Below are 13656 nucleotides of genomic sequence, written 5' to 3'. Positions count from 1 at the left end.
CGGCATGGCGGGAGCTCGGGGGTGAGGTCGCCCCTTCAAGGTGGACTACCGCCGGGCGGCGCGGTGGTGGTCGGGGCCGTCGTGGAGATCGCCTGCGACGAGTCGGGGTTCTCGGGCACGAACCTGCTGCATTCGGCTGCCCCGGTGATCACGCACGCGAGCGTCGACCTGACCCTCGACGAAGCCGTCGCGCTCATCACCGCCCTGCGGTCCGGGTTCCGGTTCGCACCGCACGAACTCAAGTCCGGGCGGTTCCTGCGCGGCTCGGGCGCGGACGAGGCACTGGAGTGGTTCCTGGCGGCGCTGGCCGGCCGCGCGCACGTCCACCTCATCGACAAGGAGTTCTTCCTCGTCACCCGGGTCGTCGACTTTCTGCTGACCGAGCCGTCGTACGCGGCGGGCACCCGCCTTGCTCGCGAGCACCATCCGGCCGCTCTCGCCCTGTACGAGGCCGGCCGCTCGACCGGAAGCGACTGGGACGCCTTCCTGTCGGCGTTCGTCGACCTGGTTCGGATGAAGCGGCGGCTTCCGGTCGACCAGACGGTGCGGCGGTTCTTCCAGGCCCGCGACGCGCTGCGGCGACACGGGCTCGGCGCGGTGGCCGACGCCGTCCTCGACGGGCTCGGCCCGAGCCACGTGCGCGCCGTGGTGGCCAGGCTCGACGTCGACGACCGCACGGTCCCTCCCCCACTGGAACCGCTGCTGCCGGCGCTGGCGGAGACGGTCCTGTCCTGGAGCGGCGGTCAGCGGCAGGTGCTGGTGACCCACGACGAGCAGAGCGCCCTGACGGCCGACCGGCTGACCCGCCTCCAGCGGGTGTTGGCCGATGATGGCCACCCACCGTCGGCCGGCGTCGACCGGGCCGGGACGTTGCCGAACGGGGTGTCACCCCTGGCAGGGCTGGTGATGGTCGACTCCCGCGACGATCCGCGCGTGCAGGTCGCGGATCTTCTCGCCGGAGTGGCCCGGCGGATGCCCGGCATCATCGACGACGCGCTCCGTCAGCCGCCGCCCGCTCCGGCAGGGTGACGGGCGGCAGCCGAGTCACGATCGGCACGGGCTCGGAGGGCTTGCGTGGTCGCCGAGTCAGCGGGAAAGAACGCCTCGACGGCCAGCCCGGCGACTGTGACATCCCGCGGCGTACCGAAGAGGGTCGTGGTGCTGACGAAGGACAACTCCTGGTCAGCGTGCCGGTATCGCAGCGGGACGAGGACACGGGAGAGGGCATCGCTGACCGGTGTCGTGTCGACGTCGCCACCGGGATAGCCGCGAAGCTCCTCGTGCAGGTCGTACAGGATCGGGTCGTTGGTTGACGCCGCCTGCTGGTGCAGCCGTTGCAGCAGGTGGGCACGCCACTCGGGCAGGTTGACGATGCGCGGTGCCAGACCGTCGGGGTGCAGGCTGAGGCGCAGCACGTTGATCGGTGGGGCGAGCAGGTGCGGCTGCGCGTCCATGGTGAACAGGGCGACGGCAGGGTTGGCGTCGACGAGGTGCCAGTGCTGGTCCACCAGCAGCGCAGGGTACGGGCGGTGACCGTCGAGGATCTGCCGTACGGCGGCACGTACCGGTGCCAGCTCGGGGTCGCTCAGTTCGTGGCGGGGGTAGGCAGGCGCGTAGCCGCCGGCCAGCAGCATCGTGTTGCGCTCGGCCAGCGGCATCTCCAGGTGTTCGGCCAGCCGCAGGATGAGGTCGGGGCTCGGCCGGGATCGCCCGGTCTCGACGAAGCTCAGATGCCGGGTCGACACTCCCGCCTCGATCGACAGGTCGAGCTGGCTCATTCCGCGAGTCCGGCGCCAGTCGCGCAGCAACTCCCCCACTGGTCGCCCGTGCCAGGTCGAGATCGTCACTCGCCGACCGTACTTCCGCACCGACAGCCGGGCCATTACCTCAGAGGTAATCGACAGCCCACCACGACGTCGGAAAGATCGCTTCCGGAACGACCGATCCGCTGCCGTGAGGCGGCGGCCACCACCGCGACCCATGTCAGAAAACCAGACGCGAAGGACGGACAATCATGACCGCGTACGCACTCGCCCACCTCCGCAAGGCACCCGTCCACGCCGAGGTGCTGACGTACCTGGAGCGAATCGACGCCACCCTCGCGCCTTTCGCGGGCCGGTTCATCGTCCACGGCGGTGCTATCGACGTCCTGGAGGGCGACTGGCCGGGCGACCTGATCGTCATTGAGTTTCCCGACCTGCAGCAGGCCCGCTCCTGGTACCAGTCCAGCGATTATCAGGAGATCAAGCCCTTGCGGACGAGGCACCTCACCGGCGAGCTGATTCTCGTCGACGGAGTCGAGTCCGGGCATGACTCGTCGCAGATGGCCGCGGCCATTCGCCGCGCCACCGATCGGTAGCACCTGACCTCTTCCCCGCCAGGGCACGAGCGCCGTCCCGAAGAACCGATGGCTCGCCGCCCGCACGGCACCCTGACACAGGTCAGCCGGCCGTAGTCTCATCGGATGCAGGACATCCAGACGCACACCCTGGTCATTCCCGGCGTCGACCTGGTCTACGACGTCCGCGGCCCGCTACCTCCCACTGGCGCCCATCGCGTGCTGCTCATGATCGGCCAGCCGATGACGGCGGAGGGCTTCGGAGCGCTCGCCCCACACTTCACGGACCGCACGGTCCTCACCTACGACCCGCGTGGTCTGGGCCGCAGCGTCCGCAAGGACGGTCGATCCGACCACACGCCGCAGCAGCAGGCCGCCGACCTGCATGCGCTCGTCGAGGCGCTCGACGTCGGTCCGGTCGACGTGTTCGCCAGCAGCGGCGGTGCGGTGACCGCACTCGAACTGGTCGCCACCCACCCCGGCGACGTCGCCACCCTGGTGGCGCACGAACCGCCGATCAACGCCGTGCTCCCCGACGCCACGGCCGCCGAGCGCGCCCGGGCCGGCTTCTACGAGGCGTACCAGGCGAAGGGCTCGGGTGCCGGGATGGCCGCGTTCATCGCGATGACGTCGTGGCAGGGCGAGTTCACCGATGCCTACTTCGCCCAGCCCACCCCCGACCCGGCGATGTTCGGCATGCCCGCCGACGACGACGGCAGCCGCGACGATCCGCTGCTGTCAAAGAGCTCGTGGGCGATCACCGACTATCGTCCCGACGCGAGCCTGCTCACCGCTGCGCCCACCCGGATCGTGGTCGCTGTCGGTGAGGAGTCGGCCGGCACGTACACCGCTCGCACCGCCCTGGGCCTCGCGGCGCTGCTCGGCCAGGAGGCCGTGGTGTTCCCGAGCCACCACGGCGGGTTCCTCGGCGGCGAGTTCGGCTACGCGGGCAAGCCCGAGGAGTTCGCCGCGCGACTGCGGGAGGTACTGGACGCGGGCTGACCCCTGCTCAACGGGTTGCGTCGGTGTAGACCTCGACGTCGTAGAGCAGCTGGACGTTGCGGCGCCCGTTGGTGATGCCGACGAAGACCGGGTCACCGGCCGGGGTGCGACCCTGGCGCCACGCCTGCTCCCGGGCCGCCTCCCGTGACTCGTGATGGAACCTGCCCTGCTGGTGCAGTTGCAGCACCCGACGGGCGGTGGTCCGGTCGCTGTCGAGGTGGACTCGCAGGAGAGGCATGCCGGAACCTCCTTGGCAACCGTCAACGCAGCTTACGTACGGACACCTACCTTACCGTCGTTAAATAGCCTGTCCACGTGTTTAGGATGGCCCCCATGACCACCGTCGAACCCGGTATGTCCACCTCGCCGTCGATGGCACGCCAGGACAACGGCACCGCACCGCCGGTATGGCTGCGTGCGGCGCCGTCGCGGGCGCGGCGCAAGCCGCCACTGAGCATCGAGCGCATTGTGGACGCGGCGGTGATCGTGCTGGACGAGCTTGGCGCCGAGGGCCTGACGATGCGCTGCCTCGCGCAGCGGCTCGACGTGACGGCGACCGCGTTGTACTGGCACGTGCGGACGAAGGACGACGTGCTGGACCTGGCCGTCGACCGGATCTTCGGCGACGTACCGGTTCCGGACGCGAGCGACAACTGGCCGGAGGACATCCGCGTCCTCGCTCGTGCCTGGCGCGGTGCCATGCTCGACCACCCCTGGGCGCCAGGGCTCGTCGGGCGCCCCATGCTCGGTCCCAACGTCCTGGCCCGCACCGAGTTCCTGCAATCGGCGCTGGTACGCGGCGGCTGCAGCGGGCTTCACCTCGCGGTGACCACGCGCCTGCTGGCCAACTACGTCATCGGCGCCTCGCTCACGGAAGCCACCTGGCGACGGACCGCGGAGCCTGAAACCCGGGCCGCGGCCCGGGCCCATATCGTCGCGCACGCCGACGCCTATCCAACCCTCGATGCCTCTGGCCACCTCGACGACACCCAATGGGACGACGACCTGCTGTTCGAGGAGGGCCTCAACGGCATTCTCCGCACGGCGGCCCGGCGCTAGCGAGCGAGCCCATCGGTACCGGTGCCAGCAGACGTCGCCGACGCCGCACCGTCCGGAACGAGGAGGCTGGGAGCTCGTGCAGTTAGGCCGACCAGCCGTATCGTGGGAAGCGGAGGCGACGATCCGCCGCCTTCGATGAAGTTCCTCCCGCGGCGGTCGAGGAGAACGAGATGACTGGTCTGACGGCCGTCGGCGCAATCGTGGGCGTCCTGCTCGTCGGTCTCGTGGTCCTGGTCCGCAAGCCGGCCAACACCCGGTCGGTGCTCAGATGGTCGGCCCTGGCGATCACCACGCTGGTGGCCGCCGTGCTGGCTCCCTTCACCGTGGACGACTCGGGCACCGCGGCCAGCTATCTGCTCGGCGTTCCCGTGGTCGCGGCACTGCTGCCCGTTCTCGCGCAGCGGATCGGTCGACTGACAGTGGTCGCCGATCTGGTGGCCGCGCTCATCCTCACCGGATGGGGCCTGCTGCTCGGGCTGGGCATCGGTGTCGCGTTCCTACCAGCGGTGATACTCCTGATCGCCAGCGCCGCGGGCACCTGGGCGCCGCGACCGTCCACCACGTGACCCGGGCACTCGCCGTCAGCCGTCCGGGGTGAACAGCCCCTGGACGCCCACGACGATCGCGATGAGGCCAAAGATCGCGAGCAACAGTCGGACACCGATGGCGCCGTCCGACTGATCGTCGCGCGGCGTCGACCGCCCGGTCAACCGGCCCCACAGCAGGGCGAGCCCCACACCGATCCCCACCACCTCGAAGTGGAACACCCGGGGCCCGGACACCAGGTGGACGATGAGGTAGTAACCGCCGGTCACCAACGCCACGAGGCCGACCACCCACGCGATCGGGGCGGCCCGGCCGGCGAGGCGGCCCAGGTCGTCGCCGACCCGTGGCAGCAGCCGCAGCACCGCCACGGCGAGCAGGAAGCCACCGACGATGTTGGCGAGGTCGAGCAGCAGAGCCATAATCACGGGAATTCTCCGTCGATCGGGGTGATCAGCCGGTGGGAGCGTACCCACGGACCCGCTCGGTTGAAACGGTCCGGACGGCACGCCCCCACGACGGAGTTCGAGGCCGAGCCGATCAAACCGTCAGCGGGTGCACCGCCACACCAGCGGCCGATACGCCTGGTTCTCGTAGACGGCCCCGACCACCGTCAGACCGTCGTCGCTGATCCCCTCGGCCGTGTACGTGCCCGCCTCGGTCGCCCGGACCTCGGGTCGGCCCGGCAGCCGACGGGAGGTGCCGTCCGGGGCCACGACCAGCGGTGTGCCGTCGGCGACCAACACCTCACCATTGCCGGCTATGCCGGCCGCCCCGGGGAAGGGCAACAGGTTCACCGCCCCGGTGGCGAGGTTCCACCGCACCGGCAGCATCTGCACGGCGCCGCCCTGCTGGCCGCCGGGAACCATGCCGATCGCCCATTCGCCGTGCGCCGAGTCGACCGACGCACGCGGGTAGCCGTCGGGCACCGACAGCGCCCCCCCGACGCCCTGCGGCGTCCACCGGTAGGGCAGTTCGCCCATCGTGCCGACGATCGTGCCGTCCTCGGTGATCCCGGTCGCCGACGATCCGCGCTGGCCGAGCAGCCGGTACCGCTGCGGGTGGTCCGTCGACCACAGCACGGCGTGGTGCGAGTCGTCGGACCTGCGGGCGGTGCCGACGATGTCGCCCCGGCCGTTGACCGCGTGCACGAGCACCGCGTCGTAACCGGGCGGCGTGGCCAGGAAACGCAGCTTCCCATCCCGGTACACCCACCCGGTGCCGTCGCCGTTGGTGCCGACCACATGGCCGCTGGCGTTGACCGCCGCCGCGTGCCGCGCGGCCGCCGGCAGGACGACCGGCCGGCCGTCGGTCCAGAGCACGACCCGCCCGTCCTCCTGCCCGGTGCCGATGTCACCGACGATGTGCCGCCCGGTGGGGTCGACCCTGTTGGCCACCGCGACCGGACCGTCGATCGGCTGCGACAACCACGACGCCTGGCAGGTGACCGGCGGGCGCGCAGCGGCCGACCCGGTTTCGGCCGGTGACACCGCGAGCGCCGGCGTGGTCGGCGTCGGCGCGCTGGCGGTCCCGCCGACCTGAACGGCACCCACGACGCCGACCCCGGCCAGCACCGTCAGCGCGGCGATCCCACCGACGCGGTGACGCCTGCGGCGCCGCCGGCCGTCGCGGACCGCCCGGCTCACGTCGACCCGCGGCTCGGGAACCGGCACCGACCGCAGCAGTGCGGCGATCCGCTGGTCGTCCACCGTGGTCATTTCGGACTCCTCACTGACATCTCGGTGACGTCGAGCACCTGGCGAACGGCCGCCAGCGCCCGAGCCGTCTGCGACTTCACGTTGCCTTCGGAGCAGCCCATCGCGGCGGCCGTGTCGGTCAGCGACAGGTCGCAGAGGAACCGCAGGACCAGCACGGTGCGCTGCCCGCGCGGGAGGCGGGCGAGCGCGGCGAGCAGGCTGTCCCGCTCGGCCAGGTCGTCATGCGGCGTCACCGGCGAACGCTCCGGCTCCGGCACCGACCCCAGCAGCCGGACCTTCGTCCAGCTCAACCGCTTCTCATCGACCAGCTTGTGCACCAGCATCCGATGTACGTACGCGTCGACGTTGTCGGCCCGGCTGACCCGGCGCCAGTTCACGTAGAGCGCCGTGATCGTCTGCTGCACCACGTCGTCGGCCAGATGGGCGTCGCCGCACATCAGGAACGCGGTCCGATGCAGGCTCGGCAGTCGCGCGGAGACGTACTCCACGAACTCACCCTCGGCATCCACCATCGAGGCTCCCTCCTCCGCAAGCTCGACGGGACGGGACGCCCATCAGGTTGCGTCCCCGTCGAAGGACGGCCGGAAGCCGGACCACCCGGCCGAGTCGGGGGGTCGGCCCCGCTCCGGTCTCAGCCGACGGCGCTGGCCATCCGGCGGACCGCCTCGGTGATGAGCTCCGGCGCGGCGGCCAGGTTCAGTCGCACGTGCCCGCCACCGCCGGTGCCGAACGCCGAGCCGGGGTTGAGCGCCACCCGGCCACGGTCGAGGAACACGGTGGCCGGGTCGTCACCGAGGCCTAGGGCGCGGCAGTCGAGCCAGGCCAGACAGGTGGCCGGACCGGGGTGGTAGCGGACCGCCGGCAGGTGCTCGGCGAGCAGCGCGGAAAGCAGCCGACGGTTGTCGTCCAGGCCGGTCAGCAGGGCGTCGAGCCACTCGCCGCCGTCGCGGAAGGCCGCGGTGTGGGCGATCACGCCGAGGTGGCTGGTGCTGACGCTGACCCCGAACGGGACCCGGGCGAGGTCCCCGGCCGCGGCCGGACCGGCGACGAGGAGCCCACCGCGCAGGCCGGCCAGGTTCCATCCCTTGGACGCGGACATCAGCGACAGGCCGTTCTCCGCGCCGGGCACCGAGAGGTACGGCACGAACCGCGCTCCCCCAGCCACCACCGGAGCGTGGATCTCGTCGGCGACCACCCGCACCCCGTGCCGCTCGGCCAGACCGGCGACGGCGGACAACTCGGCCGCGCTGTGCACGACGCCGGTCGGGTTGTGCGGGCTGCAGAGCAGGTACGCCGCCGGGCGTCCACCGGCGCGAGCCCGCTGGAACGCGTCCTCCAGCGCGCCGAGGTCGATCCGCAGGTCCTCGCCGAGCGGCGCCTCCACGATCCGGCGGTCGGCGTGCGCCACGGACTCGTAGAACGGCGGGTAGACCGGGCAGTTGACGACCACCGCGTCCCCCGGCTCGGTGACCAGTCGCAACGCCTCGACGACGCCGTGCATGACGTCGGGCACCAGCGCCGTGCGCTCCACGACCAGCCCGTCCCAGCCCCACCGCCGGGCGGCGAACTCGGCCAACGCCTGCGGGTACGCCGTGCCGGCGGTGTACCCGGTGTCGCCGCGCGCGACGGCGTCGGTGATCGCCCGCGCGACCGGCTCGGCCAGCGGCACGTCCATCTCCGCCACCCAGAGCGGCAGCACGTCGTCGGGGTACTCCCGCCACTTGAGGCTCGTTCGCTGCCGGAGTTGGTCGATCGTGAGCTGGCGGAGGGGGTTGACAGCGATTGGGGCACCACTGAGCAGGCCAGTCATGACCCGAGCCTATTCCCCGCGTCCGGCCCGACGACCCGAGCCACCGCTGATCCGTCCACTGTGGTCGTACCGGAAGGATTTTCCGATGTTCTTTGGCATTGACCAGCGTCTTTGCGTGTGAGCCCCGATCCGTTTCGGGATCAACGGCGAAAGATTGCTGCGGGTTGCCAGTTCATAACCTAGGCTCCCGAATACCCACATCGACGGCCCGCCCTCACGCCGTGCCAGCCACCGACCTCGCACGCCGGCCATCGCCACCCTCGACGCCGATTGGAGTATTCGATGACCTGGCGTCCCACCATTGCCGCACTGGCCGGCCTGTGCCTCGCGGTCAGCGCCACCACACTGCCCGCCGGTGCTGCCGTCGACGCTGCGCATGTCAGCGCTCACGCCACGCTCGCCGGTCCGCCCGGAGCACCACCCGGGGTCTGCCCGACGGGAGCCAGCTACGGCTCACCGCTACCGGCCAGCACCATGACGGCCCCGCGGATCCAGGGCGGGTTCACCTTCCTGGAAGGGCCGGTCTGGGTCGCCGACGGCGGCTACCTGCTGTTGTCCGACATGGCCGCCGGCACCGGACCGTACAACGTCCAGCCGTCGACGATCCGCCGGTTCACCCCGCCGGCGACCTTCGACACGTTCATCGCCAACGCCGGCAGCAACGGCCTGGCGCTCAGCGCCGACGCCCAACAACTCGTCGCGGCAACCCACGACCAGCGCAGCGTGTCCACGTACCGGCTGAGCGACCGGGCCCGCAGCACCGTCGCGGCGAACTACCAGGGCCGGGCGTTCAACTCGCCGAACGACGTCGCGGTCCGTTCCGACGGCGTCGTCTACTTCACCGACCCCAACTTCCAGCGCGGCAACCGCGCCGACCAGATGAGCGGGCGGACCAGCGTCTTCCGCGTCTCCAACGGGCAGGTGTCGCTGGTGGACGACCGGTTGCGCCAACCCAACGGCATCGCGCTCTCGCCGGACGGGACCGCGCTGTACGTGGGCGCCTACTCCGAGAACAAGATCTACAAGTACGCCGTCCAGCCCGACGGCAGCATCGGCGCCCGCAGCGTCTTCGTCAACTACATCGGCGGCCCGGACGGCGGGACGATCGACTGCGCCGGCAACGTGTACTGGGCGTCGGGCGGCGACTCCCTGGTCCACGTCTACTCCCCCACGGGCACCCAGCTCGGCACGATCCGGCCCGGCAACACCGGCACCACAAACGTGGCGTTCGGCGGCCCCGACCGGCAGACCCTCTACGTCACGTCGGGCCCGTGGGGCGACTCCGGGCTGTACAGCGTGCGACTCAACGTCCCCGGATATCCGTACTGAGCGACGGCTGATGGCGCGCCGCTTCCGTCGTGGCCGACGTGGCGGCGCGCTACCCAGCGGTGGCGGCGACGAACACCAGCGCCCCGACCACCACCAGCGCGGGAGCCAGGAAGGTCTGCCGGCGGGCCCGGCGCAACGCCTCCCGGACCTGCCAGGCGTGCGCGGTGGCGAGCAGCCACCGCGGCGGTCGGTTCAGTCGGCCCCGCCGATCCGGTGCAGGGTGACGACGTGTCCGGGCGCTGCGGCGGTCAGGGTGTCCCCGGTGCAGCTGTAGCCGGCAGGCAGGGCGTAGTCGACGACGTCACCGGTGCCCAGCGCGATGGAGCCGCGCCGCGCGCCGCCGATGCTGCCGGTCAGGGTGGCCGAGACCCGGTCCGCGGTGAAGGTGAGCTGACCGTTGGTCGCGGCATAACGCCACTGGATGATGCCGGCGCTGAGATAGGCGATGTGCTCCTGCGGCGCTGTCTCGGACAGGGCCGTGCTGTCGCCGAGATGCAGTGTCGCGGTGCCCTGCCGGCCGAACGACCACACCGCGCCGGAGCTGGCGAAGATGGCGACGTCGGTGGTGCTGACCGGCTGTATCTGCCGCCTGGACCGCTCCACCCAGTAGCCGGGTAGGCATCCGTCCGCGACCGTGGAGGTCGCGCCGTCGGTGGCCGCCGGGAGGAGCAGGACCTTCAACCGGGGTAGCTCGGTCGCGGCGAACACGGTGCCGACGATCAGCACGGCCAGCACCGGCACGAGCCCGCGCGTACGTGCCCGGCCGCTGGCCTGCCCGTCGGCGGGCGGCGCGGCTTCGTCCGGTGCGGGTCGTCGAGGCCGCCGTGCCCGCCACACCGTGCCGGCCCCGGCGGCGAGCAGCGCGACCGGCACCGCCACGATCACGGCCCAGGCCAGAACGGTGTCCAGGTAGAGGGTGTGCTCCCTGATGGGGGCACCGCTCACGCCGCAGGTCACACCGTCGGCGTAGATGTCCAGGCAGCGGGCCCCCGTCCTGAGGAGATAGAGACCGGGTGCCGCGGTGGTCACCGCGACGAGCGCGGCCAGCGTGACGAGCGCGGGCCGCATCCGTTCGCTGCGGAAGGCCACCGTCGCGGTCGCCAGCAGCACCGCTGCGGCGGTGGCCAACCCGTAGCTGTAGAGCAGGACGACGGTGAACGGGGGTGCCCCGGCCAGCTCGAATTCCTCGGTGGGGTGCCGGACAGCCTCGGGCAGTGACCACTGTGCGGCGAACGGCAACGCCACGGCGACCAGCAGGGCTGCTGCTCCCGCGACGACTCCGGTGATGAGGGTGGGGCGCAGCCGCGCCAGGGCGACCCGTGCGGCCAGCAGTGGCGCACACGCGAGGGTGACGAGGGTGAGACCGAGGGGCAGGTTGCTGAGGGTGACCACGGGCAGATAGGTCGTCGACATCACCCGGGCCAGGTCGCGGTACCAGGTGATGTCCGCCCCGTAGGTGGGCGGGGGGCCGAGCCGGACGGCTGTCAGGTGCTCGGCGCCCACCAGCCAGAAGAACAGAAACACCGCGCCGACCAGCACGAACAGCGTGGTCAGGACGGGTGTGAACCGGGTGGCCCGGTCCGGCCGCCACGAGGCTCGGTGGGCCGACGTGAACCAGACGTGCAACAGGCAGGCGCCCAGGCACAACAGGGCGGCGGCGGCGAAGGACCCGTCCGCGCCCACCATTCCCGCCCCGCCGGTGAAGGCGGACAGGGCGGAGACCGCAGATCCGGCGCTCACGCTGAGCCCGAGCAGGGCCGGCACACCCCAGTAGTGTCCGCTGGTGGGATTCGTCGGGTATGCCCCCGCGACGGCCCGTCGCGCGCAGGCCGCGAGGAACAGGGCCAGGGCGGCGGCCACCAGAGCACACACGAGTACGCGGCCCGGCGTCGCGCCCACCGCGGCGGGCACGAAGTACAGGTTGGCCAGCGCGACGCCGACGGCGAGACCGAAGACCACCACGTCGGTGGCGCGGGTCCGCAACAACCGCAGTGGGTCGACGACAGTGGCCCGCCGCAGACCGGGGGCGGGATGGGTGCCGTACCAGGAGAATCGGCGGCCGGGCGGCCACGGCAGCACGTCGATCGCCGCCAGCAGGGCAGAACGGCTCCCGGCCGCGGCGGCAGCCACGTCGGCATAGTGCTCCCTGGTGCGTAACACCGAGTTGCGGGCCAGGTAGACCATCGCGGTCAGCAGGGCGATGGACGCGAGCACAGCGACCAACTGCCACCCGCTGTCCAGCCCTGCGCCGATCATCGTTCCCGGCAGCACGGGCGCGAGCAGGGTCAGCAGGAGCAGGGGCAACGCCGTGCCGACAAAGACCCACCACACGGCGATGGTCAGGTAGGTGATGCCGACGTCGCGGTTGCGCAGGTGCGCCAGTTCGTGCAGGACGACGGCGCGAAAGCGGGGCCGGTCGGTCGCCAGGAGCACCCGCAGCCCGACATCGAGCCTGATCCGAGGGCTCCACGGCAGGCCGTACGCCTGCCCGCTCTGCCCGTACGAGTAGGGGGCCAGCATCCACTGTGGCCCTCGCCTCGGCGGGAACCGGTCGAGCAGGTCGGTCAGTTCGTCCCGCAGCACCGGGTCGGCATTCCCGTCGAGCCTCTCCAGCCGGCCCCGGCGGCGTACCCACCAGGGGTGCAGCCCGTACACAAGCAGCACGAGCCCGACCTGTGCCGCCAGCGCCCAGCCCACCCAGGTGGCCTGGGCCAGCGTGGCGGGTGCGGTGCACTCCACGAACGCGGCGACGGTCGCTTCGTCCCGGGCCAGGTTGTCGACGAGTGTCGTGGGCACCGAGCCGACCGGGCCGCGTAGGACCGGCTCACACTGCGCGAAAACCGTGCGGTGCGATTGCAGGTGCGGTGGGATCGCCAGGTAGACCATCGCGAGGATGACCGCGCTGGTCGCCAGCGCGGCCGTGATGAGCAGCAGGAACCGCAGGTGCGTCCCGGACGGCGCGGCGAGGACGCGTTCGGTGTCGTCGTGGCGGCGCTGGGGCGGATCGAGGACGGTGGTCACGTTTGCGGGACCTCGCCGAGTCTGCCCCGGCCCACGACCGCGTCCGCCAGCAGAGCTGCCCGGCTGGCCGGGATCTTGCCGGGGCCGGTCAGCACCTGCGTGACGAGCTGGTGCACGTGATTCCACTGCTCGACAGTCAGTGCCAACGGTGACGAGTCACTCGACTGCTCGCTATCCGACGACGCCGACTGGTCACCGAACATCTGCCGCGCCGCCGCACCCGACCAGCTGATCCCCCGCCGGGTGGCATCTTCGACCAGGTACGCCCACACCACCCGGGCTGTTTCGAGCATGAGGGGGGTCAACAGCAGAACCGTCTCGTCCGCCCCGAACTTCAGGGCACCACCCGAAGGCGCGCCGGCGAGCGCGCGGCGCCGGTCCCGGAAGAAGGCGGACGCCAGCACCGGGAACAACGCCTTCTCGGCGTCGACCGAGGGCTCGACCACCGTGGCGCGGTCCACCATCAGCCGGGCGAGGTCGGTCACGGCTTGTTCGTTCTCGGCAGACCGCACCGGTTCCTCATTCCGTCCGAGCGTCACGACATCGGCGTCACGCCATTCCTCCCCGCCAGCCACCGTAGCGATTATCGCGCCGCAACCCGGAGCTTGGGTGTGTCAAATTAATGGCTCTCGCAAAGGAGCAATTGATACACGCGATGACGATTCGCTTTTCGCGGACGGAATGGTCGGAGACCGTGAGCCGGCTGCCGGCTGACGTCCGGCGCCACTGTCGCTGGGCCGCTGGCAGACAACGGTCCTCTGCCAGAGCGGCCCAGCGACCCCCCACCAACAAGCGGCGGCCGGCGGGGAAACCTGCCGCCACCGACCCGACGCGCC

General features: G+C 71.4%; 14 protein-coding genes. 6 read left to right on the top strand and 8 right to left on the bottom strand.

What is annotated here, in order from left to right:
- Positions 1–21: 21 nt before the first annotated feature.
- Positions 22–1029 (top strand): hypothetical protein, encoded by a 1008-nt coding sequence (locus PSH25_RS27330; RefSeq protein ID WP_238661768.1) that lies wholly within the window; start codon positions 22–24, stop codon positions 1027–1029.
- Here the strand turns inward: PSH25_RS27330 and PSH25_RS27325 are convergent.
- A complete protein-coding gene (locus PSH25_RS27325; RefSeq protein WP_238661767.1) occupies positions 1002–1847 on the bottom strand; it encodes a helix-turn-helix domain-containing protein in 846 nt (281 codons plus the stop codon). The two genes, PSH25_RS27330 and PSH25_RS27325, sit on opposite strands and share 28 nt — an antisense overlap.
- A gap of 167 nt (positions 1848–2014) precedes the next feature.
- On the opposite strand from PSH25_RS27325, the gene PSH25_RS27320 reads away from it, so the two are divergent.
- Together PSH25_RS27320 and PSH25_RS27315 are read left to right on the top strand one after the other, a co-directional pair.
- Complete coding sequence (locus tag PSH25_RS27320; RefSeq protein ID WP_238661766.1) at positions 2015–2359, top strand: DUF1330 domain-containing protein; 345 nt, start codon at positions 2015–2017, stop codon at positions 2357–2359.
- Between the two features lie 105 nt (positions 2360–2464).
- Positions 2465–3340: an alpha/beta fold hydrolase gene (locus tag PSH25_RS27315; protein ID WP_238661765.1), complete on the top strand. Its 876-nt coding sequence runs from the start codon at positions 2465–2467 to the stop codon at positions 3338–3340.
- A gap of 7 nt (positions 3341–3347) precedes the next feature.
- Here the strand turns inward: PSH25_RS27315 and PSH25_RS27310 are convergent, their stop codons facing one another.
- Positions 3348–3578 carry a hypothetical protein gene (locus PSH25_RS27310; protein ID WP_238661764.1) on the bottom strand — a complete coding sequence of 77 codons (231 nt, stop codon included), beginning with the start codon at positions 3576–3578 and terminating at the stop codon, positions 3348–3350.
- Between the two features lie 95 nt (positions 3579–3673).
- Between PSH25_RS27310 and PSH25_RS27305 the strand changes: the two genes are divergently transcribed.
- Together PSH25_RS27305 and PSH25_RS27300 are read left to right on the top strand one after the other, a co-directional pair.
- Positions 3674–4399 (top strand): TetR/AcrR family transcriptional regulator C-terminal domain-containing protein, encoded by a 726-nt coding sequence (locus PSH25_RS27305; RefSeq protein ID WP_238661763.1) that lies wholly within the window; start codon positions 3674–3676, stop codon positions 4397–4399.
- Between the two features lie 170 nt (positions 4400–4569).
- The gene (locus PSH25_RS27300; protein WP_238661762.1) at positions 4570–4965 is read left to right on the top strand and encodes a hypothetical protein; all 396 of its coding nucleotides are present in this window, start codon (positions 4570–4572) and stop codon (positions 4963–4965) included.
- A 15-nt stretch (positions 4966–4980) separates the two neighbouring features.
- Here PSH25_RS27300 and PSH25_RS27295 read toward each other — a convergent pair whose 3' ends face one another.
- The 4 genes from PSH25_RS27295 to PSH25_RS27280 form a co-directional block, all read right to left on the bottom strand.
- Entirely contained in the window at positions 4981–5364 is a 384-nt protein-coding gene (locus tag PSH25_RS27295) for a hypothetical protein (RefSeq protein WP_238661790.1), read from the bottom strand.
- A 126-nt stretch (positions 5365–5490) separates the two neighbouring features.
- Positions 5491–6660 carry a hypothetical protein gene (locus PSH25_RS27290; protein WP_238661761.1) on the bottom strand — a complete coding sequence of 390 codons (1170 nt, stop codon included), beginning with the start codon at positions 6658–6660 and terminating at the stop codon, positions 5491–5493.
- Complete coding sequence (locus PSH25_RS27285) at positions 6657–7172, bottom strand: SigE family RNA polymerase sigma factor (protein ID WP_238661760.1); 516 nt, start codon at positions 7170–7172, stop codon at positions 6657–6659. Before PSH25_RS27285 ends, PSH25_RS27290 begins: the two co-directional genes overlap by 4 nt.
- 119 nt (positions 7173–7291) lie before the next feature.
- Positions 7292–8470, bottom strand: coding sequence for a MalY/PatB family protein (locus tag PSH25_RS27280; protein WP_238661759.1), 1179 nt, complete (start codon positions 8468–8470; stop codon positions 7292–7294).
- Between the two features lie 282 nt (positions 8471–8752).
- Between PSH25_RS27280 and PSH25_RS27275 the strand changes: the two genes are divergently transcribed.
- The gene (locus tag PSH25_RS27275; RefSeq protein WP_238661758.1) at positions 8753–9799 is read left to right on the top strand and encodes an SMP-30/gluconolactonase/LRE family protein; all 1047 of its coding nucleotides are present in this window, start codon (positions 8753–8755) and stop codon (positions 9797–9799) included.
- 192 nt (positions 9800–9991) lie between these two features.
- On the opposite strand, the gene PSH25_RS27270 is transcribed toward PSH25_RS27275, so the two are convergent.
- The gene (locus PSH25_RS27270; protein ID WP_238661757.1) at positions 9992–12820 is read right to left on the bottom strand and encodes a M48 family metalloprotease; all 2829 of its coding nucleotides are present in this window, start codon (positions 12818–12820) and stop codon (positions 9992–9994) included.
- Positions 12817–13332, bottom strand: a complete 516-nt coding sequence (locus PSH25_RS27265; protein WP_238661756.1) for a hypothetical protein — start codon at positions 13330–13332, stop codon at positions 12817–12819. Before PSH25_RS27265 ends, PSH25_RS27270 begins: the two co-directional genes overlap by 4 nt.
- Between the last annotated feature and the right edge of the window lie 324 nt (positions 13333–13656).

Source organism: Micromonospora foliorum (assembly GCF_022229015.1).
GTDB lineage: Bacteria > Actinomycetota > Actinomycetes > Mycobacteriales > Micromonosporaceae > Micromonospora > Micromonospora foliorum.
The sequence above is the reverse complement of the archived record's forward strand: the minus strand, read 5'-3'. Positions and strand labels throughout refer to the sequence as shown.